At 42.6% G+C, this 20,674-nt stretch carries 19 protein-coding genes and 1 tRNA gene; 15 read left to right on the forward strand and 5 right to left on the reverse strand.

Going from position 1 to position 20,674, the window contains the following annotated elements; genetic code table 11:
- Positions 1-154 precede the first annotated feature (154 nt).
- On the forward strand, positions 155-1,864 hold the full coding sequence (locus tag AAW31_RS09595; protein WP_046850079.1) for a tetratricopeptide repeat protein: 1,710 nt from the start codon (positions 155-157) through the stop codon (positions 1,862-1,864).
- Between the two features lie 215 nt (positions 1,865-2,079).
- Here the strand turns inward: AAW31_RS09595 and AAW31_RS09600 are convergent, their stop codons facing one another.
- Complete coding sequence (locus AAW31_RS09600; protein WP_046850080.1) at positions 2,080-2,634, reverse strand: Slp family lipoprotein; 555 nt, start codon at positions 2,632-2,634, stop codon at positions 2,080-2,082.
- Between the two features lie 734 nt (positions 2,635-3,368).
- On the opposite strand from AAW31_RS09600, the gene minC reads away from it, so the two are divergent.
- From minC to ychF, 10 genes are all read left to right on the forward strand, one after another.
- The gene (minC, locus tag AAW31_RS09605; RefSeq protein WP_046850081.1) at positions 3,369-4,100 is read left to right on the forward strand and encodes a septum site-determining protein MinC; all 732 of its coding nucleotides are present in this window, start codon (positions 3,369-3,371) and stop codon (positions 4,098-4,100) included.
- Positions 4,101-4,124: 24 nt separating this feature from the next.
- A complete protein-coding gene (gene minD, locus AAW31_RS09610) occupies positions 4,125-4,934 on the forward strand; it encodes a septum site-determining protein MinD (RefSeq protein ID WP_046850082.1) in 810 nt (269 codons plus the stop codon).
- On the forward strand, positions 4,934-5,212 hold the full coding sequence (minE, locus tag AAW31_RS09615; RefSeq protein WP_046850083.1) for a cell division topological specificity factor MinE: 279 nt from the start codon (positions 4,934-4,936) through the stop codon (positions 5,210-5,212). Before minD ends, minE begins: the two co-directional genes overlap by 1 nt.
- A 147-nt stretch (positions 5,213-5,359) precedes the next feature.
- Positions 5,360-5,995 (forward strand): lipoprotein insertase outer membrane protein LolB, encoded by a 636-nt coding sequence (gene lolB, locus AAW31_RS09620; protein WP_235264347.1) that lies wholly within the window; start codon positions 5,360-5,362, stop codon positions 5,993-5,995.
- A 44-nt stretch (positions 5,996-6,039) separates the two neighbouring features.
- Positions 6,040-6,882, forward strand: a complete 843-nt coding sequence (gene ispE / locus AAW31_RS09625; protein WP_046850084.1) for a 4-(cytidine 5'-diphospho)-2-C-methyl-D-erythritol kinase — start codon at positions 6,040-6,042, stop codon at positions 6,880-6,882.
- A gap of 6 nt (positions 6,883-6,888) precedes the next feature.
- Positions 6,889-6,963: transfer RNA gene (locus AAW31_RS09630), tRNA-Gln, on the forward strand.
- 145 nt (positions 6,964-7,108) lie between these two features.
- A complete protein-coding gene (locus tag AAW31_RS09635) occupies positions 7,109-8,059 on the forward strand; it encodes a ribose-phosphate pyrophosphokinase (protein WP_046850085.1) in 951 nt (316 codons plus the stop codon).
- Positions 8,060-8,122: 63 nt separating this feature from the next.
- Positions 8,123-8,719, forward strand: coding sequence for a 50S ribosomal protein L25/general stress protein Ctc (locus AAW31_RS09640; RefSeq protein ID WP_046850086.1), 597 nt, complete (start codon positions 8,123-8,125; stop codon positions 8,717-8,719).
- Between the two features lie 157 nt (positions 8,720-8,876).
- Positions 8,877-9,455, forward strand: coding sequence for an aminoacyl-tRNA hydrolase (gene pth / locus AAW31_RS09645; RefSeq protein ID WP_046850087.1), 579 nt, complete (start codon positions 8,877-8,879; stop codon positions 9,453-9,455).
- A 60-nt stretch (positions 9,456-9,515) separates the two neighbouring features.
- The gene (gene ychF, locus AAW31_RS09650; protein ID WP_046850088.1) at positions 9,516-10,607 is read left to right on the forward strand and encodes a redox-regulated ATPase YchF; all 1,092 of its coding nucleotides are present in this window, start codon (positions 9,516-9,518) and stop codon (positions 10,605-10,607) included.
- A gap of 93 nt (positions 10,608-10,700) precedes the next feature.
- Here the strand turns inward: ychF and AAW31_RS09655 are convergent, their stop codons facing one another.
- Together AAW31_RS09655 and AAW31_RS09660 are read right to left on the reverse strand one after the other, a co-directional pair.
- Positions 10,701-11,450: a DUF2490 domain-containing protein gene (locus AAW31_RS09655; protein WP_046850089.1), complete on the reverse strand. Its 750-nt coding sequence runs from the start codon at positions 11,448-11,450 to the stop codon at positions 10,701-10,703.
- Between the two features lie 918 nt (positions 11,451-12,368).
- Complete coding sequence (locus AAW31_RS09660; RefSeq protein WP_082110399.1) at positions 12,369-13,916, reverse strand: alginate export family protein; 1,548 nt, start codon at positions 13,914-13,916, stop codon at positions 12,369-12,371.
- A gap of 631 nt (positions 13,917-14,547) precedes the next feature.
- Between AAW31_RS09660 and AAW31_RS09665 the strand changes: the two genes are divergently transcribed.
- Together AAW31_RS09665 and AAW31_RS09670 are read left to right on the forward strand one after the other, a co-directional pair.
- Entirely contained in the window at positions 14,548-15,723 is a 1,176-nt protein-coding gene (locus AAW31_RS09665; RefSeq protein WP_200899586.1) for a M20 metallopeptidase family protein, read from the forward strand.
- Between the two features lie 7 nt (positions 15,724-15,730).
- Positions 15,731-16,861: a carboxylate-amine ligase gene (locus AAW31_RS09670; protein WP_046850090.1), complete on the forward strand. Its 1,131-nt coding sequence runs from the start codon at positions 15,731-15,733 to the stop codon at positions 16,859-16,861.
- 76 nt (positions 16,862-16,937) lie between these two features.
- Here the strand turns inward: AAW31_RS09670 and AAW31_RS21300 are convergent, their stop codons facing one another.
- Entirely contained in the window at positions 16,938-17,231 is a 294-nt protein-coding gene (locus AAW31_RS21300) for a hypothetical protein (RefSeq protein ID WP_148906849.1), read from the reverse strand.
- A gap of 165 nt (positions 17,232-17,396) precedes the next feature.
- On the opposite strand from AAW31_RS21300, the gene AAW31_RS09680 reads away from it, so the two are divergent.
- Both AAW31_RS09680 and AAW31_RS09685 read left to right on the forward strand, forming a co-directional pair.
- Positions 17,397-18,017 (forward strand): hypothetical protein, encoded by a 621-nt coding sequence (locus AAW31_RS09680; protein WP_046850092.1) that lies wholly within the window; start codon positions 17,397-17,399, stop codon positions 18,015-18,017.
- Between the two features lie 15 nt (positions 18,018-18,032).
- A complete protein-coding gene (locus tag AAW31_RS09685; protein WP_144412906.1) occupies positions 18,033-18,716 on the forward strand; it encodes a hypothetical protein in 684 nt (227 codons plus the stop codon).
- 570 nt (positions 18,717-19,286) lie between these two features.
- Here AAW31_RS09685 and AAW31_RS09690 read toward each other — a convergent pair.
- Positions 19,287-20,450 carry a coiled-coil domain-containing protein gene (locus AAW31_RS09690; RefSeq protein WP_046850094.1) on the reverse strand — a complete coding sequence of 388 codons (1,164 nt, stop codon included), beginning with the start codon at positions 20,448-20,450 and terminating at the stop codon, positions 19,287-19,289.
- Positions 20,451-20,674 lie beyond the last annotated feature (224 nt).

Genomic DNA, 20,674 nt, shown 5'->3' on the forward strand with positions numbered 1-20,674 from the left:
TTTTAAATGCATAAGTTTATGTATTGTACGGCGTATCGAAGATACGTCTACACATTGTGATCGTTAGCTATACTGTGATAACGCTTAAATATGCCGTAGTATAAGAACTGGTTTAATTTTTTTTAGTCTTAATGATTTTATTGGCTTAATTCAGATGAATTTTAGAATGCATTGGATATTGTTTTTACTCGGTCTAGCTGGATGTACCCAAATACCAAAAGTCGAAAATTCGCAAGCAGAGGAACTGGCTAGTCAAAACCAACAGGGGCTGCCTCATCAAGAATTGACGAGCGAGTTATTATTTGATTTTTTGCTTGCTGAGACAGCATTGCAACGCGATAATCTTGAGGTGGCTGTTGAACGATATTCTAAGCTTGCCAAAGAGACACGGGATCCACGTATTGCCGAGCGTGCTACAGAGGTAGCGCTTCGTGCCCGTCAACTTGATGAAGCAGAGAAAGCTGTTGCCTTATGGATTGAACTGGAGCCAGATTCAACCAATGCACGTCAGGCTGCTGCAGCCTTGTTTGTGAGTACTGGCAAGCTTGATAAGGCACGTCCTCATCTTTTGAAACTGTTATCATCTGATAAAGAAACCGTTGATAAAGCTTTTATGCACTTGAGCAGGCTACTGTCACGTCACGATGACAAGAAAGCAGCATTGAAGTTATTGCAACAGCTTGCGATTCCTTACTCTGATTTGCCGGAAGCACATTTCGCAATTTCCCAAGCTGCCTGGAATGCTAATCAGCTTGATCTTGCACTTGATGAAATGAAAAAAGCGTTGGCATTACGTCCTGATTGGGAAATTGCCGCGATTCATCAAGGTCGGATTTTGCAGAAAATGGCTAATGCTGAAGCGATGACTTTTTATGAAAATTATCTCGCGAAATATCCTAAAGCCAATGATATGCGAATTGCTTATGTTCGCATGCTGATGGCAGATAAAAATTTTCTTTCAGCACGCGATCAGTTCCAGAAATTAATGACGGAGAATCCGTTTAATGCTGACATCGCACTTGCAGTGGGTTTATTATCTCTTGAATTAAATGATTTCGATAGTGCTGAAGCAAATTTTAAGAAAGCTTTGGAGCTGGGTTATGAAGATGCGAATAATCTCCATTTTAATTTAGCGCGCATTTATGAGGTTACTCAACGGCCTGACGCTGCTCTTAAAGCATATCAACAAGTAAGTGGAGGGGAACGGTATTTACCTGCTCAAATCCGTATTGCAGTTTTGCTACTTAAGGAAGAAGGAATTAATCGCGCTCGCCAGCATTTGCATCAATTAACACCGGAGAATGAGCAGCAGCGCGCCCAATTAATTTTGGCAGAGGCACAATTATTACGAGAGGTTAATGCGCATTATGAAGTTTTTAAGTTACTAGACAAAAATCTGGAAAAGACTCCGGATCAGCCTGAACTTCTTTACGATCGGGCTTTGGCGGCAGACAAAATAGGCAAATTTGATATCGTAGAAAAAGATTTGCGTAGACTGATCGAGTTGAAGCCAGATAATGCTCATGCCTATAACGCATTAGGCTACAGTCTTGCAGAGCGAGGATTGCGCTTACCAGAGGCATTAGCTTTAATCAAAAAGGCAGTTGAGTTATCTCCTGAAGATCCTTACATTATGGATAGTCTAGGATGGGTGTACTACCGGATGGGAAATTTTAGAGAAGGTCTTAATTATTTGAATCTTGCATTTACTACTCGTCCTGATCCAGAAATTGCCGCTCACTTGGGCGAAGTGCTCTGGGTTAAGGGGGCAAAAGAGGATGCTGAGAAGGTCTGGCGTTCTGCACTTGAGGCACATCCAGATAATGAAATATTATTAGATACTATGAAAAGATTAATGCAGTAATTTGGTTTTTTAAGCAGCGTATTTCATTTAAGAGCAGCTATAGGCTGCTTGATTTTTATCGTTTGCTGGAGGAATGCTGATATGTTTAATGTGCTCGAGTTTTATCAGCCGAATGGTTTGTTTTCGGAAGCGAAATAAAGCGCTGCTATGTGTAAAAGAAGAAATATCAATAAAAGCAAATTAAAAAATTAACTGGAAAATATACTTAGAATTCTTTACCACCGGTAAGGATAAGGCCAGTAGAATCCTCTGTAGTAATAGGGGTCGCCGTAAAAGCCAAAAGGATAAGGTGGGTAATATCCATATCTACCTGGACCATAATAATTGTATCGATACTCTTTGGGCCATAAGTAGATTGCCGTTGCTGAAATAAGTGGCACTTGTATGGTTTTATTACCAATAGTTCGCTCAATATCACCTTTGATTGTTCCGGTGACTGTTATTTCAGTATCTTTTTTATAAACAGCCGGGTCGAGAAACTCACTGCTTTCAATGACAAAACGACCTTCATTTTTTTTATTGGTATAGGGATAACCTTTCTTATCGAGAGGATAAAATAAAATTTGCACTAAGCTGAAATCTTTTTCGTTTTCTACGTCAATGATCACCCCACCCCAACGAATGGGCACATCCTTATACGCATTGATATCCTGATTGACTGTCTGGTAGGACAAATCAACAAAGGGAATATTTCTTATGGCGGCAGGTGGCAGGCTAGTACATCCATTCAGCAGAAAAAATAAACTGACTATTGATAAACGTAATTTCATATTTTTTCCTTTATCAAGTATGCTTGTCTTTTAAGCTGATGGAGCCTGCATCCAAACCTGAAAATACGGTATTAACTTTTGGACAATTGATTAAATAGATAATTCTAGTTTATCAGGCTGTTGAAATAACGTATTTAAGACGATCGATAATCCTAAATTCCTCTATTGGTAATTAGGATGAAAATAGCTGTAATTTAATTCTATCAACAGTTCCCGGTCAGAAATATTAACTGCTCCTAAGTGACAGTAAACAAGCTGAAAGCAAGGTGTGACAATGCTTTGAGAAGATTTTGATCATTTTATTAAAATCTCACCTGATTGGTGAGGTGATAAATCTCTCAAAGTGCCTTAATCAGTAGGGTTTCTGAGCAATTTAAAAGATTTCGACTGAGAATTAGAATAATAGGCAAAAGCAGGCCAAAAAAGCGTGGTTTATTCATAATAAATGATTATTTTGAGCCTGTTTTTTAATACTGCAAACAACAAGGTAAAATAATTTTTAAACAGCCTGTCAAGGGGAGAGCGGATTTTTACCCTAAATTAACTGCTTTGATTAGATTAATTTCCTAGTTGCCATAAGATAGCAGTAAGTTATGGAAGCGAATTTATTCAAATGCTGAGCAAAAATATTTGTTCCTTACATTTGAAAGGTATAATGCATAATTGTTGTCAATAAATAAATTGATATCCATGATATCTTCTACTATTAAATTAACTCTCTGATTTAACAACAGATGTCAATAGATACAAAAAAAATGTATGAAATCCAGTCAGTGCTGGAAATTAAGAGTAGTACTTTTTTTGTGCCAGTCCTGGTTTTGTACACCAATGATTTGGTTGTAATTGAGCAACGATTGCTACAAAAAATATCTCAAGCGCCGGATTTCTTCAGAAATTCACCCATTGTCTTTGATTTGCATGAATTAAATCATAATAATGAAATAGATGTGGTGAAATTAGTGGAGCTTATTCGTAAGATGGGCTTATTCCCTATAGGCATACGAGGCGGGAATGAGTTTCAGAATGCGCAAGCAAACTCGATATTTATTCCAGTAGATAACACTCAAAGTATCGCTGCTGAAATATCCAAAACATCTGTGCCAACTTCTCAAACGGTTGTTAAGGAAGTGGTTGTGAATAATGCGGCGACGCTGATAACTCAGCCTGTTCGTTCGGGTCAACGCATTTATGTATCGGGCGATTTGATTATATTGGCTCAGGTCAGTGCGGGTGCTGAAATCATGGCTGAAGGTAATATCCATGTTTACAATACATTAAGAGGTAGAGCGCTTGCAGGGGTGCAAGGTAACACAAATGCAAGGATATTCTGTTTTGATTTGCAAGCTGAGCTTATTTCAATAGCTGGGGATTATAAGACAAGTGAAGATCTTAAGGGAACGGTTGAAAAAAAACCAGTGCAAATCTATTTGCAGAATCATGCTTTAATAATAAAAGAATTAATATAGGATATTTCAGCGAAGGAGAATTAAGTGGCAAGAATTATTGTCGTAACGTCGGGTAAAGGGGGAGTAGGTAAGACCACCACAAGTGCTGCTATTGCCATGGGATTGGCAAAAAGGGGGCATAAAACAGTCGTGATTGATTTTGATGTGGGTTTACGCAATCTTGATCTTATTATGGGTTGTGAGCGACGGGTTGTTTATGATTTCGTCAATGTGATTAATGGAGAGGCAAACCTTAATCAGGCATTGATTCGCGATAAGAATTGTAATTTACTCTATATTCTGCCTGCTTCACAAACACGTGATAAAGATGCTTTAACTTTAGAGGGAGTAGAAAAAGTATTAGAAGAGCTCTCTAAAGATTTTAAATATATCGTGTGTGACTCGCCCGCTGGTATTGAAAAGGGAGCTCATTTGGCGATGTACTTTGCTGATGATGCTTTTGTCGTGACCAATCCAGAAGTATCTTCTGTTAGAGATTCGGACCGAATGCTGGGTATTATGGCAAGCAAATCACGGAGAGCAGAGTTGGCGATGGAACCCATCAAAGAGTATTTATTATTAACTCGGTATGATCCAAATCGGGTTGAAGCAGGAGAAATGTTAAGTCTGGAAGATGTGCAAGAAATATTATCTTTGCACTTGTTAGGCATTATTCCAGAATCAAAAGCAGTCTTAAATGCTTCTAATTCAGGTACGCCTGTGATTTTGGATGAGAAAAGTGATGCAGGCCAAGCTTATGCTGACGTGGTGGCGCGCTATCTTGGGGAAAAAAGACCTCATCGTTTTATTGATAGTAAAAAAGGGTTTCTGAGGAAGCTTTTTGGAGGGAAATAATGAGTCTACTGGATTATTTTAGATCATCTAAACCCAAAACAGCTACTGTTGCTAAAGAAAGACTACAAATTCTTGTGGCACACGAACGCTATTACCGTAACAAACCTTCTTACCTTCCTCAATTACAAGAAGAGTTACTGGCAGTTATCCGTAAATATGTCAAAGTGGAACAGGATGCCATCTCAGTTAAATTTGAGCAGGATGAAAATCAAGAGACGCTTGAGCTGAATATCGTATTGCCAGAAACTCAAAGCAGCAAACAGCAAGAGTATTCATGAAGTATTCAAGAATGGCTTTTAATTAATCTAAACAGTTGCTTGGTAATCAAGCAATAATGTATGTTCCGAAGCGAATATAAATAATAAATAGCAGAAATTTGGATGGCTAATTATTGGTTACGTGAAAAAGAGCAGGTTTGATATCCCTTGGTCAATAGCATTAGAAAAAATATTGAATTTTTTGTAGGGAAGCTACTGCTTTGTATCGTTTCAATGCTCGCAGGTTGTGTCTTATTTGACAGCCGCGAGGTCGTTACTACCATTGCTACTCAACCTGGTGAAGAAATTTCAAAGGAAGTCATTGCTAATTTTGATCTGGTTGGGAGAGTTTCAGTCAAAGCAGATAAGCATGGGTTTTCAGGCGGTGTACGCTGGCAGCATACCGAGATCAGCGATCAGATAATGCTATTTTCACCCTTAGGACAAACTGTTGCTCAGATTGAGCAAGGCCCGGAAGGTGTGAGTCTGATTACTTCCGAGCCAGAAACTTATTATGCAAGTAATGTGGAAAATTTGACAGAAGATGTCTTGGGATGGCGATTACCACTTTCTGGGTTACAATTCTGGGTGCAGGGTACCCATTTTCCATTTACTGTGTCTGAAAAGGATTTAGATAGGAATGGCCGCACAATAGCAATCAGACAAAACGGCTGGAAAATTACTTATTTGGATTATTTTTCGCAGCTTATTCCTGCATACAATCATCTTCCAAGAGTATTGGAACTTAGCCGTACAGACCTGAAACTGAAATTGGTAATTGATAGCTGGGATATAAAAGATTAATAGCATACTCTTTTTAAAAGATATAATAGAAAATTCAAGCAAACATGCAAACCTTTTTAGCACCTGCCAAGCTTAATTTGTTTTTGCATGTAGTGGGACGTCGGGAAGACGGGTATCATCTATTGCAAACGGTCTTTAGGTTGATTGACTTCGCGGATCAGCTGAGTTTTGTTTTAAGAGATGATTCTGCTATCAAATTGCGTACACCTACTCCTGGCGTACCAGAAGAAAATAATTTGTGTGTTCGTGCGGCAAAATTGCTGCAGCAAAGAAGCCACATAAATCTTGGAGTAGAAATTTTTCTGGAAAAACACATTCCGATGGGGGGCGGACTAGGAGGAGGCAGTTCCGATGCAGCAACGACCTTGCTCGTACTTAATCGTTTATGGGGGTTGAATTGGAATAGGGCCCGCTTGATGGAAGTCGGGTTAGAGTTGGGTGCGGATGTTCCAGTATTTATCTATGGTGAAAATGCCTTTGCAGAAGGGATAGGCGAAAAACTTTCATCGATTGCTTTACCACCAGCCTGGTATTTGGTGTTAATACCCTCGGTGCATATTTCAACAGGACAAATTTTTTCAAGCAAGGAATTGACACGGAATACAAATCCTATCACAATACCGCCCTTTTCCCCCTGGCAAGGACGTAATGATCTTGAAACAGTGGTTTGCCAGATGTATCCAGTTGTGGCAAGATATTTGCAGTGGCTGAAGCAATTAAATAACACGACATTAGTCGCAATGAGTGGTTCGGGTGCTTGTGTATTTGCAGAATTTGCAAACGAACGGGCAGCGAAGTATGCTTTTCAGCAATTGCCCGATGGAATGAGTGGTTTCGTTGCAGAGGGGTTGAGTTATCACCCATTGCAAAAATTTTTAGAAGAGTAACGAATTTGGGGAGTCGCCAAGTGGTAAGGCACCGGATTTTGATTCCGGCATTCGTAGGTTCGATCCCTACCTCCCCAGCCAGTATTCATAGATCAGCAGCGATTTCAAGTAACCGGTTTTCTGGTTTAAATCAGAGCATATAAATTTATAATTATGTGGCAAGCTTTGTATTACCAAGGGGTTCTGTGTTTTTCAGTATCCAGTTCATAGCAGGGAACTATTAGCCATGTCTTATGATAGCTTGATGGTTTTTACTGGCACAGCCAATCCACAACTGGCCCAGGACGTGGTCAAGTATCTCAATATTCATTTAGGGCGAGCAACGGTTTCTCGTTTTAGTGATGGCGAGATCATGGTAGAGCTTCTTGAAAATGTGCGTGGCAAGGATGTGTTTGTTTTGCAATCTACTTGTGCACCTACCAATGACAGCCTGATGGAAATATTGGTCATTGTAGATGCTTTAAAACGTGCTTCAGCAGGCCGTATTACCGCTGCAATTCCATATTTTGGTTATGCGCGCCAGGATAGAAGACCACGCTCGGCGCGTGTGCCAATTACAGCCAAAGTAGTCGCGAATATGCTTACCACTGTTGGAGTAGATCGACTTTTGACAATGGATTTGCACTCTGATCAGATCCAGGGGTTTTTCGATATACCCGTGGATAATATTTACGGCATGCCTATATTGCTAGGCGATATTTGGAAACATAATTATCAAGACCTGACCGTTGTATCGCCTGATGTGGGCGGGGTGGTACGAGCGAGACATTTGGCAAAACGCTTAGAGTGCGATCTTGCGATCATCGATAAGCGTCGCCCTAAGCCAAATGAATCTATCGTAATGAATATCATCGGTGAAGTTGAGGGGCGTACTTGTGTCATCATAGATGACATGGTAGATACGGCGAATACGCTATGCGAAGCTGCCAGAGCTTTAAAAGAGGAAGGGGCCGCAAGTGTCGTTGCCTATTCTACGCATGCAGTACTCTCTGGCAAGGCAGTGGAGCGCATTTCAGAGTCTAAACTGGATAAATTAGTAGTTACTGATACGATTCCATTACGTGATAATGCCAAAGCATGTGATCGAATTTGTCAGTTAAGTGTTGCAAGCTTGCTGGGTGAGTCCCTGGTGCGCATAAGTAATGAGAGTTCATTGAGCTCATTATTTATGGAATAAATAATGATAGTTTTTATTTTTGATTTGTCTGGTCGCGGATAAATCTTATTTTGGAGAATTGAAATGCAGATTGAAATTGATGCTAATAAGCGAACTTTGCAGGGCAAAGGTGCGAGCCGCCGCCTGCGTGTAGAGGGTAAAGTTCCTGGGGTTATTTATGGTGGAGAGGGAGCCGCGCAATCTATCGAATTAGACCATAATAATTTATTCTATAAGCTCAAACTGGAGGCATTTCACGCCTCTGTTCTATCGTTAAAGGTCGATGGTGTCAAGGAGCAAGTATTGTTGCGCGATGTACAAATGCATCCTTACAAACCACAGGTACTTCATGTGGATTTTCAGCGCGTTGATACGGATAAAAAAATACACATGAAAGTCCCGCTGCATTTCGTTAATGCTGAACTTTCACCCGGAGTAAAACTAGCAGGTGGCATGGTTAGTCATGTGCTCACTGAAGTAGATATATCGTGTTTTCCTCAAGATTTGCCTGAATATATTACCGTTGACTTATCAGAAATGGCTGCAGGCAGTACCTTGCATCTAAGCGATCTCCGGTTACCTGAGAATGTGGAAATTCCTGCACTGATCAAAGGTGATAACTTACCAGTGGCTACTCTCATTGTTCAGCGGGGTGCGGCTGAAGAAAGTAGTATGAGTTAATTCTTAAATAGGTCAAATAGATATCCAGCATAAATCGGAAATACAGGATAAGCTAATCTAATCTCTTCTGTATTTCCCTTCTCAAACTTAATAAGTCGCTGATGAACGTATCTGGATTGATAGAAAGTTATTGTTGTGCAATCAAACCGAGTAAACAATGAAACTCATTGTAGGACTGGGTAATCCTGGAGAAAAATACGCTGCTACGCGACATAATGTTGGATTTCACTGGTTATGTCGTTTGGCAGAACAATTGCGCATCACATTCAAATCTGAAGTTAAGTTCCATGGCCTGTGTGCAAATGTTGTGTTTGATAATGAGCAATTCTGGTTACTTAAACCGCAGACATACATGAATGCAAGTGGAATGGCCGTGGCAGCCTTATCACGTTTTTATAAGATCTCCCCTGACCAGTTATTGGTCGTTCATGACGAACTGGATTTACCTCCTGGAACTGCCAAATTAAAACTAGGTGGAGGCGCAGGAGGCCATAATGGTTTGAAGGATATTATCACACGTCTGGCCACCCAGGATTTTTGGCGACTGCGAATTGGGGTCGGCCATCCAGGGAATAAAAATGAGGTGGTGGATTATGTATTGCATCCACCTCGAAAAGAAGAAGCTTTATTGATTGATGACGCTATTCAGCGAAGTCTGGTTATTTGGCCGCTCATTGCAAGTGGTGACTATACTGCTGCCATGCATAAATTGCACACAAAACAAAAAGAATTATAAAGTTATACTTTTTATTTTGTGTATTTTCCCGTTTACTAGAATTTCAATAATAATCAGATTATGAGCCTGAAGTGCGGTATCGTTGGTCTCCCTAATGTGGGTAAATCCACACTTTTTAACGCGCTCACCAAAGCCGGTATTGCTGCGGAAAATTACCCTTTTTGTACGATTGATCCGAATGTTGGCGTTGTCGAAGTTCCCGATTCGCGTCTCAAAAAACTTAGTGAAATTGTTAAGCCCCAGAAAATACAACCTGCTATTGTTGAATTTGTTGATATTGCGGGTCTGGTAGCGGGTGCCTCTAAAGGTGAGGGACTAGGCAACAAATTTCTGGCAAACATCCGTGAAACGGATGGTATTGTGCATATGGTGCGTTGTTTTTCTGATGACAATGTGGTTCATGTGGCAGGAAAGGTTGATCCCATTTCGGATATTGAAGTCATTCAAACTGAACTTGCATTGTCTGATATGGCCACAGTGGAGAAAGCACTGCAACGAGAAGCCAAGCTGGCTAAATCAGGCAACAAGGAAAGTATTCGATGTGTGAGTCTACTCGAGAAATTACATGCCCATCTTGACCAAGGCCGGCCCGCGCGTAGTCTGGCTTTAGAAAAAGAGCAACAACCGCTAGTAAAGCCATTGTGCCTGTTGACCTCAAAGCCCGTTATATATGTGGCAAATGTTACGGATGATGGTTTTGAAAATAATCCATTATTGCAAAGCATTCATGAATATGCGGCACGGGAGGGAGCCCCTGTTGTAGCAATCTGTGCGGCCCTCGAAGCAGAAATTGCAGATCTGTCTGATGAAGACAAGCAAATATTTCTGGCTGATATTCATTTAGAAGAACCGGGCTTAAATCGCTTGATTCGTGCTGCTTATCAGCTACTCGGGCTTCAGACTTATTTCACTGCCGGTGTCAAGGAGGTACGAGCATGGACCATTCACAAAGGAAATACTGCTCCCCAAGCAGCCGGTGTGATTCATACAGACTTTGAAAGAGGCTTTATCCGCGCCGAAGTCATCGCCTATGATGACTTTGTTGCTTATAACGGTGAGCAAGGTGCTAAAGAGGCTGGGAAAATGCGCCTAGAGGGTAAAGAATATGTTGTTAATGATGGTGATGTCATCCATTTCCGCTTCAATGTATAAGTTGCTTCTCTACATTATCATCGAATGAAATTTATTTCATACGATTCCCTTTATGTTTGAATTATTCAAACATAAAGGGAGAGATCTTGCTAACTAGAAAGTCAGAAACAAATTGACGCCAAGAATATGCATCATTTGATCTGGACGGGCGTTATGTGGTCTGTTGATGTATTGATTCATATAGCCAATTTCCGCGTTGGCCATTTGATTGAATTTCCAACCTAGCCCAACAAAACCCCTGTTCTGATCAAAGCCATTGGTAATCCACCCTTTCTGAGGCGTATTCATCGCGATAAATATTTCATCCTGTACTATAAAACTAAGATTGGGTGAAATAAATTGCATGGGGAATGCAAATTTTATCAATTGGCGGAACCGGTAGGCTACATCGTTTTTACCAGGATCAGGAACATCATGATCAAAAAAGCGTTGCTCAAAACGGCTGCGCCATTGTAATTTGCCCCAGGAGAATGTATCTGCATAGATTAATTGTTGCCAGATCCGGTGCTCATCAAAAGGACCTTGTGCTCCAGAAATCGGTTCGGCCGTTGGTGCCCAGGCATAACCTGCCCAGATAGACACTTTATCATTAAGGGCGTAACCAACCCCAGGGCGGATAAGGGATTGAGTAAATTGAGAAGAGTCATTACCAAAACGTCCTTGACCTTCTAGCCAGAGTCTCCAGTTCTTCAGATTTTCATTACCGCTTACATTACCTAAATTAATATTCGCCATAATTTGGCCCCAAGTTTGGAAGTCAGTGACGACATCTTCAGCTATTGCGGGAGCCGACAACATACTAAACGCAGCGAATGCCGTAAAAATCTTAAGTTTTTTAAACATGTATTTTCCTTCCTTCGTTGGTAGAAACTTCTAGGTTTTTATGTATTTTGCAAATTAACTTCACTCAAAAATAAATTACGTTGAGCACAAAAAATAAATTTAGTCACTTAATTTAATAGCTTATATTTATTTCTAGACTCATCGATGTAACAAAGTGGAGACTTTGAGAGCGAAGCCTACCATAGAAAATGTCAAAAAAGTGTGAAGTGTGACAGAGAAAATTTGACAATTATTGAATATTGTTGCGAAAAAACAACTGTTATGATCGTATTTTATAATCCACAATTTCCTTAATGGCAGATAGAATTATTTCTTTTTTAGCTAATAAGATTATTGGGATGTTTAGTTTAGTAGTGGCCGCGATGCAGCCATCTATAAAGAAGACTTTGACGTTTCGGTCGAAGTAGTGATGTAGTGTAGATGGTCTATTCTACAGAAGATGCGTTCGAAGGCATGCGCGGTTGTTTAAGGCAGCCTTGTCGTAACTGAATTGGATTATCAGGTTGCTGCGTGGTGAGGTAATAGGCATTGTTCCCCTTTGCGCAAACCAATAAGTGACGCCTTACCGCCATATCTTTTGTCGACTGGCAATTTTTTCGACAGCGATATGACAGCAAGACAATCTTGAGCGGTCTTTGTTCCTTGTGATCGCTGGCCTGACCGGGGGCGGGTATCATGATGCGAGGATGATCCATGCTGCCGCTTTATGAAACATACATGATCCACTCAAAATCCGCCGGTCGTCAATCTGTTTCAGTACCTGCATGTTCTACGCTATTAACGGCTCATCCATGCTTATTGTTTATCCGTAAACCAGAGTAATGCCTTCACGCTTTGATCCCTTTCTCAAATATTTAAATCATGCTTGCCTCTCGAGAGTTAGCTTGAAATTCTTTGTAAAAAGAGAAAGGCTGGCACCTAGAACTTGATAGTCGCCATCGTATAGCCATAATTGGTATCTTTGCTGCCTGGACTATTCGGAACTTTATCAAAATAATCCCCTTTGAATATATGGCTAAATCCTATATCAAAGCTGACACGTTTTAAGAAGCTCCACTGAGGATCCCATCCTACGCTGACATCCAGCATATGCCCGAGGAAACTTCCTGCTCTACCGGTGGGGTCTTGCAGACCGGAGCCGGAAAAGGGACCACGTTTATCAGCCAACCAATACGCACGATGAGACAGCATGAGCCTGACATTAGGAACAGGCGTAAGATTCATACGAAAGCCTACAGGTGAGAAAAGGTTGGAGGGAAAAAATGGTCCAAACATACCAGTAGGGCCAAATTCCACCCGGCGTTTTGCATACAGAATGTCAAAATTCTTGTTCGGATCTCGATCACCCGATGCATAATCAAACAGGTAGATAAGCCTGAGAGGCCATGGGGTTGATTCAAAGCTGTACCCTACTTCTCCATGATGGCGATGCGCAAAAATACTTTCATCAAAGGTATCCCCAAATTGATACATCGACTCAATTTCATAGTCTATTGAGCCTCTGGTAGGTTTGGCAAATAACCTGAAACCTGGCGTGGATAAATTACGTTGCCTCAGATTATTACCTTCATTTAATTGAAACCAATAGGCATCAAAATTAGCCCAGCGATAATCACGGTTAGTAATGTGTGCACCTGAAAAATAGCTTTCTGGCGTATTCCAATCTAACTCTGACACTTCACGCTGGACAGGGCGTGTGCCCCAGATGTGGAGACCCCATTTCTCCTTGTCGTTCCCTAATGTAAATCGTATCCCATCAAAAGTAGGCGTGAAAGTGCCCCAACGATGTCCGCCGACCAAGCGCGATTCCCCATATTCCAGAATCATACGGCCCACTTCGAAGTTTGCACCATAACCTGTACCTAAAAAATTCTTGGAAAATAAATCAAGGTGAAGTTGAGTAAAATCAAAATGATTAGCAAAAATCGGGTTATGCTGTTGTCCATGTTCTGCCAGCGGTGTGCGGAAATCGGTGAGCTCAAGCGTAAACTTGGCCCAATCGATAATATTTTGTAATTCGAACAAGAACCTGGTCCGTTGATGGATCATTTCATTACCATCCGGAATCGCTCTGGTAAAACCATGATCATACACATCATAACGTGTTCGATGTTCAATAGCCAAATTGAGCCAATCTGGCGCCATGGCAGCAAGCGGGGTTTTATCGTTTTCCATAAGATCGGTCAGTCTATCAAAATCAAACCGGGTACTCCCTACTGGCTCCTCTACATCGAATCCATTGCGCCCAGTGTTATTTTTGAAAATAACTGATGGATTTTGAGTTTTCTGTGTTTCCGTATTTTGTGCTTGTGCAACGACAGCATCCTTATTGAAAAGTAATGATTTTTTAGCTTTTTTTTCTTCTGTTACCTGCTCTTCTGCAGCGAATGAGATATTCCCCCCTAGGTGAAATCCAATAACCAAACAGACCATCATGCTGATTATTTCTTTGTTATTCCTCATCATTGCTTTATAACCTCCTTTAAGGCCAAATATCCCAAAATACTTGTAATTTATGTATTTGGGTGATTCTGAGAAAATCGTAATCAACAACTACTAGTGCATAAAGCCTTATTAAATTTAACTAATAAAAACTCAGCGATACAATATGACAAAAGCTTATATGAAGTTATGAATAATGAACCTGTTGTTGCATGCCTATATGCTCAGTTTGGAACAGTGTAGCCTTTGTGTTATGAAAATCTTGTAAATTTATTTAGAATTTATTTATATTTGTTTTTTACTTACTTAAGAAGTTAAAAACACAATGAATTACATTGCGAAAAAAAGAGGAGGTAATTTAATAAAATGACAAAGTGGTATGGAACACATAAGCCTGTCCATAACGATTGGCTCGCAAGAGATGTTTAACTACAAAATAAGTTATTTTATTATCTTCAGCAATTAACTGTTTCTTATAAATATAAATTTCAGAAAGCTTGTAATAAATTAACGCCATTAAACATTAGAAAGGGAAAGAGAAATATGTAATTAAGCCAGAAAATTAGGCTGGATATCGTTCTCACTATGCCTTATTTGTCAGTAAAGCCAGATCGATAATCAGCTAGTAAAAAACAATAATTCATAAGGAGTGGTAATGATGATAGAGAAATATAAATCCGAGCACCTTTATGAGTGGATGGTAGAGATTAGACGAAAGCTGCATCGCCATCCTGAACTAGCTTTTGAGGAAATCGAGACTGCCAAAGTATTAATGGAGCAATTAACCAAATTGGGCATTTCTTACGACTATGCTGGCCCGGGTCATGCGGTGATTGGTAAGCTTTTTAGCAAAAGTGCTGTTGCACCAGTCGTTGCTTTGCGTGCTGACATGGATGCGCTGCCTGGTACCGAAAACACCCATTTGCCTTTTGCTTCCTGCATGCAAGGTAGAATGCATGCCTGTGGCCATGATGCGCATATGACTATGGTATTGGGTGCGGCTGCGCTGCTGAAAACATCACCTCCTCCTTGCCACGTATTGTTTGTCTTCCAACCTGCTGAAGAAAAGGGGGGCGGAGCGCGCGTGGTACTGGAATCAGGTGCATTGCAAAGCGTCAGTGCGATATTTGGCGGGCATGTGACTCACCACTATCGTGTGGGAGAAATTATGGTAGCTGATGGGGTGATCACAGCCCAGTCTGATCGTTTTAAAATTCATATTAAAGGTAAAGGCGGACATGGCGCGCGCCCGCATGAAGCGACCGATGCCATCGTGATTACGGGTTTGTTAATCACTGCTCTGCAAACCTTGGTTTCACGGGAAATTAACCCGGTTTATCCGGCCGTGGTGACAATTGGCACGGTTCACGCAGGCAGTGCACCTAATGTAATTGCAGAGGAGGCTATCCTGGAGGGGTCGATTCGTAGTACTTTGCCCGAAGTACGTGATCACATTCATACTGGATTAAGGCGTATGGCCAAAGCCATCGGTGAACTGCATAATGCCAAAATTGATATTGATATCACCCAAGGTTATCCTCCGGTTGTCAATACCACACGGGAAAGCCAGATTGCTCATCGTGCAGCTGAAAAAGTGGTGGGGCGTACACGCTTAATGACCCTCGATCATCCGAGCATGGGATCAGAAGATTTTTCTTATTATCTGCAAAAGATACCCGGTTGTTACGTGCGTTTTGGTGCAAGACGGCATGAGCATGAATATATTCCGTTACATAGTCCAGAATTTGATCTCAATGAGGAAGTATTGAAAGTGGGAGCTGCCTTTTTCGATGAAGTCATCAGAGAGACGGCACAAGACTATTTGAGCTGATGTCACTGTGGAATTCGTTCCCTCAAAACCATTAACCGTCGGGGTGGAACTCGAGCTGCAATTGCTCAGTAAGGAAAACCTCAACTTGATAAATGGTATCCAGCCTTTGCTCGAGTGTTACCCAGATTCACCCTATATCAAACCGGAGTTTATCCAAAATACTGTCGAGGTGATTTCCAAGGTCGGAGAAAATACTGCAGAGATCCATGAACACCTCCTCCAACTTGTCAAAGAAGTGAAACAGGCCTGTCTCATGCTGGGAATGGAGCTAGGTTCTGCCGGAACTCATCCCTTTGATAAGGAGCTCGCCTTGTTTACCCCGCTGCCCCGCTATCTGAAAATGGAGAAGGATACAGGCTATTTAGGTCATACTCAGATCACTTTCTCGACCCAGGTACACATTGGTGTGCAGGATGCAACTGAAGCGATCTATCTGATGCGTGCATTAAAACCTTATTTGCCGCTCTTAATTGCGCTTTCTGCCAGCTCTCCCTTTTGGCGTGGCTATGACACTGGTTTTGTCTCCTATCGCCTACGCATTCTGGCAGCCAGCCGTAGTTATGGCATTCCGCCCAGTTTTAATGATTGGCAGCAATTCATGGATTTTTATAACGCTTCGCAACATGCTGGTATGATACAAACCATCAATGACATCCATTGGGATATCAGAGTGCGACCGCATTGGGGAACAGTCGAAGTCAGAGTCATGGACGCGCAACCCACTCTTACCGAGTCAATGCAACTCGCCAGTTTTATTCGAGTGTTGTCAGCCTATCTGCTGGCACACCAGGAGGCCAACATTGAAAACCTGCCTCATGCATTACCCTGGTGGATTGAAAAGGACAATTATTATATGGCCTCGCGCTTGGGGTTGAAAGCAAACTGTGTGGTCGATAAAAATGGCTCATTCAAATCCATCTATGAAATTTGGCAGATAGTGCAAACAGAAATCCAGCCTTATGCCAGCGAAATAAGAGAATCGGAATATTTTGAACAACTCGTCAAGCGCGTAGCAGAACGGAATATCAGCTATCAGCGCCAACACACCGTTTACGAAGAAACCCGCTCATGCGAGAAAGTTGTTTCATTGCTTATTAAAGAGTTGGCAGATGACCTGGCTGTGATTAAGCTTGAGTAATATTTGTTCATGTGCGAATTAATTGATGTCTGCCCCAATTTTTCACTGATCGGTTTGGGGTAACGGACATAATCCGTTATCCCGGCCCGATCACAAGCCGGTTATCACAGAAATAGCACACGTGGGCAAGCCGAAAGAAAGATGAGCTTGCTTGAATTGTTTTCGGTCTCAAATGAGAAACAATAGGGTTGATCGCCGTAAGGTCAAAACATCGATTGTTCGGGATATGATCTGCTTTGCCGAATTCGCCGATCTTCCATATATGATGCAGGCGGCTGGGGGTCAGTATATTTTCGGGGTCTGGCTCGAGGAGGGCATCGCCGAACCTGAGAAATTCTTCATCTTGTTTCTCTATTGGTAAAATTGTCACTTCTCCGGGCAAAAAACACTTAGGGCCGAATCTGTAGTAATTAGGAAGCTTTGTCGACCAAATGCAGCGCCGCGGTTGGTTTGCCGACCGCTCGCTTGCCGGCAAGGGAGATATCTCATGCGCTCATCGGAGTAATTTATTACACATAGCAGAAAGAGATAAATTATGAAGACTTTTTTTGCGCTCAGTTTAACAACTCTTTTACTATTGGCAAATCCGGGTATTTCCGCGGCGCAATCACCTCCTCTTTCCACACCAATGTGTGCTTGGCAGTACGAATGGACACCTTTCGGCCTGGGTAATTGGCTCTGGGCGGACACTGCCAACCGCTGGTGGTACATGCCCATCGATGCACAATGGCAACAGCTGACGATTGCTGGTGCCTACCCCAAGGCACGGTTCTTCTCCATTGCTGTCTATGATAACGCGCCAGTCTCTACCGGGCTAGCCGATCACCTATTTGACGCGCAAATCGTACCTGATCCGGGCGGCGTCAATCCGTTCTCGGCTCCTGATCCAAGCAACGACAACCTAGCCGTCAAGCCCGATGCAACGTATACCATTACGGTCACACGGAGTAATAATACTGCCGAAAACGCGTTACAGTTACATGCGGATACGGGGTGGTTGCTATATCGCTTATACCTGCCGAATGCGGGCAGTGGCTCTATGGGCGGGGCGCCTTTGCCAGAGATCAAAATCACCGACGTAAATGGCCAAATAACCCCGTTACCGACCTGTCCGATCTTTAATCCGCAGTCGGAACTCACGCAGTTGCAGCCGTAGTTTGTTCCGGCGGAGTTGGAGAACCCACTAGAGCACTTCACAATTCCGCCGGTACCAGACCGTATCTGGTTCGACGCAATAGCGGAGCCGCCCCCGACTCTGCTGCCGAATCCCGACCAAAAATACCTGATATCGTTCTTTATGCCTGAGTACAAGCTGGATCGAGTCATTGTGATTCGTGGCAAGATGCCGGCGTTCCCCGATACTTATTATGGCCAGCCTGTGTCGCAACCTGTTCACGGTTTCAAAACCGTCCAATTGCGATATTGGGGGCTCTGTCAAGCAGAGTTAGTCTCGCCATTACCCGTAATCGGTTGTGCAACCGATGCGAGCACGCCGCTCGATGGACATGGATTCTACACCATCGTGATTTCCAATGATGTGCTTCGACCCGAGTGGCTACCGCAGAGCGTCGTATGGATTCCATGGGGTGACGAGAAGATGGTGCCCAAGCTCATCTTCATGCGAAACTTGCTGGCTTCTGCCGATTTTAGCCAGTCCGCCCAGAACGCCATTGCTCAAGGCTGTGGTTTCAATTTAACCTTTCCGACTCCGCCCACACAGGACGATATTATGCGCTCCGGTCAATGCGCACAACGTGTGATGGGAGCTTACTATCCCGAGGCCGTTTGGTGCAACCGGCAGACTTTCATTTCGGGCGGTTGGCAGGCCTGTTTGCGTTCGACTGATATGCCTTAGGCATCGCTTTAGCAGTGAGGCCGAAACCACGGGCAGAACGATTTGATAATTGAGCCAGTAGGGTTGGCAACTTCTCTTCATTGTGCCCCGTAACTGCTAAACCATCGCGGCGGCCTCTGCATAACTGTGTTTTTATAATTTTTCTCTGTATGTGTAACTGATAAAATCAATTTCTTAAAAATACCAGATTATCCAAAAAAGCCAGTTATGCAGAAGTCTCTTGCATGGAGTGGGAGACGGCTCCATTGATGGCGCGCCTACGCGTGGAATCGTTATATAATTGGGGGCAGGCTGCACATCAAGCAAAAACTTTAAAAAGATAGCAGTCATTACATAATGCATGAAGTGCATGTCAATGCATCACAATTTTTATGGGATGTTGTCTTGCTTTAGACGTTGCCCCAGTTCCACTGATCCAAAACCCGCTTGTATCTTCTACACTACTGTCTTTTACCCGCTGCCAATTAATTGTTTATTCGGCTAACAGAGGAGGTTGTCCAGAAGCATTTTAGGGTTTTCCTTATCATTACTGCGATAATAAAATAGTCATTTGATGCGTTTATGCATCTATTACCTAAATGTATTAATGATCCACTCATCAAGTAAGACTGTATTCGATGGTTGGATTTGGTCTTTCAGCCAACGTTTGAAAAACTTGTCATCTTGTATCAGTTGTAAATCCTGCTGCATGGCGTCTATATCTGCTTTGAGCAATGTTTCTTCTCTCCTTAGACTGCGTCGTAAACTAGTTGAACTCGGAGTTTCATAAGAGCTGAGGCCGAATTCATGACGGGCAGCGTGGCGGCGGTGATACAATTCGCCCTCGAGTTCCTGGGCTTGCTCCTTGAGTAACCGCGTGAGCGAGGTAATTTTTTCTTCTGCCATTTTGGCGATGGAGGCTGGGTCAGTAAGCTCAGTGCGCAACTGGATCTGCAGCAGTGCTATTAAATCACGACGATCATAAGCAGCATTGGCTTCGCTCATCAAAGCCGTTTTGCGGGCACGTTCATCAGGGTCGTTTTCACGATCAGGGTGTAGAGCGCTGGCGAGCTGGCGGAATACCTTGCGTAAAGTGGTTTCTGCTTCCTCCTGCTCCGCCTCGGCCTTGAGCTGGGCGGCAGTAGGTTTTTTTTTGCGCGCGCGAGCCTGTCGGCGTGCCTTTTCTTCAGCTTCAGCCTCGCGTAACCGCGCCATGCCGGCGTTAAATACATCCTGCATGGTTTCTAGCGAGTCTTCGTCAGTCAGAGATTCGCCTAGCATGTCTTCCATCATCGTGCGTATTTCCTTAATGCTGGCCTGTTCTTTCTGCTCGAGGCTCTCCGTGCTGTGTTTATCATGCAGGACTTGCATTTCCTCATCACCCTGAGCCGCGAGCTGTTCAGAGAGGCCGCATAAAATCGTGGTGGCGATACGTTTTTGTGTGGGGGTTAAGCCCTTGCGCTGCAATCGTTCATCCAGCCATAACACCATTTCCCGCGTGAGCAGCCGCTCACGCTCGCGCAGGGGGGCAATCGCCTGATGGTATAGCGGACGATGCGCATCGCTGATGGCTTGTAATTCAAGAAGCTGTTTTTTGAGTTTTTCGATACGCTCGAGTAAACGGTTGAAGCGTTGCTGACTGGGCGTTAACTGGGAATCTTGTGTCGTCAGTTTCAGTGCAGTCGCAGAATTGTTTACAGTTTGCTCAGAGGTGGCAGGCGTTTCATTGTTGAATAAATCGAATTGGTGAGACATAATCATCCTGTCTAGTCAGTTAGGTTGGAGAATGAAAGTATTTTTAGAGTCCAAATAATTTTACAAAGTGCCCGGGTAGTGGAGAAAAGATTATATCTCTCTAAAAGATAGGAAGTCATAGAACTTTTTTCTTCAGCTGGGGTCGATAGATTCGAAGTTTTGATAAAAATGAAGTATTTTTAAACCGTCTATTGCAATATCGATGATGGAATCACCCGTCCTTC

This window comes from Nitrosomonas communis, from assembly GCF_001007935.1.
In the GTDB taxonomy this organism is placed as follows: Bacteria; Pseudomonadota; Gammaproteobacteria; order Burkholderiales; family Nitrosomonadaceae; genus Nitrosomonas; species Nitrosomonas communis.

Coding starts and splice junctions, on each gene's coding strand:
- AAW31_RS09660 (WP_082110399.1), bottom strand. CDS start 13,916: ATGATGAGGAATAACAAAGAAATAATCAGCATGATGGTCTGTTTGGTT.
- ispE (WP_046850084.1), top strand. CDS start 6,040: ATGCAAACCTTTTTAGCACCTGCCAAGCTTAATTTGTTTTTGCATGTA.
- AAW31_RS09655 (WP_046850089.1), bottom strand. CDS start 11,450: ATGTTTAAAAAACTTAAGATTTTTACGGCATTCGCTGCGTTTAGTATG.
- AAW31_RS09600 (WP_046850080.1), bottom strand. CDS start 2,634: ATGAAATTACGTTTATCAATAGTCAGTTTATTTTTTCTGCTGAATGGA.
- AAW31_RS09665 (WP_200899586.1), top strand. CDS start 14,548: ATGATGATAGAGAAATATAAATCCGAGCACCTTTATGAGTGGATGGTA.
- AAW31_RS09595 (WP_046850079.1), top strand. CDS start 155: ATGAATTTTAGAATGCATTGGATATTGTTTTTACTCGGTCTAGCTGGA.
- pth (WP_046850087.1), top strand. CDS start 8,877: ATGAAACTCATTGTAGGACTGGGTAATCCTGGAGAAAAATACGCTGCT.
- ychF (WP_046850088.1), top strand. CDS start 9,516: ATGAGCCTGAAGTGCGGTATCGTTGGTCTCCCTAATGTGGGTAAATCC.
- AAW31_RS09680 (WP_046850092.1), top strand. CDS start 17,397: ATGAAGACTTTTTTTGCGCTCAGTTTAACAACTCTTTTACTATTGGCA.
- minE (WP_046850083.1), top strand. CDS start 4,934: ATGAGTCTACTGGATTATTTTAGATCATCTAAACCCAAAACAGCTACT.
- minC (WP_046850081.1), top strand. CDS start 3,369: ATGTCAATAGATACAAAAAAAATGTATGAAATCCAGTCAGTGCTGGAA.
- AAW31_RS09640 (WP_046850086.1), top strand. CDS start 8,123: ATGCAGATTGAAATTGATGCTAATAAGCGAACTTTGCAGGGCAAAGGT.
- AAW31_RS09690 (WP_046850094.1), bottom strand. CDS start 20,450: ATGTCTCACCAATTCGATTTATTCAACAATGAAACGCCTGCCACCTCT.
- AAW31_RS09635 (WP_046850085.1), top strand. CDS start 7,109: ATGTCTTATGATAGCTTGATGGTTTTTACTGGCACAGCCAATCCACAA.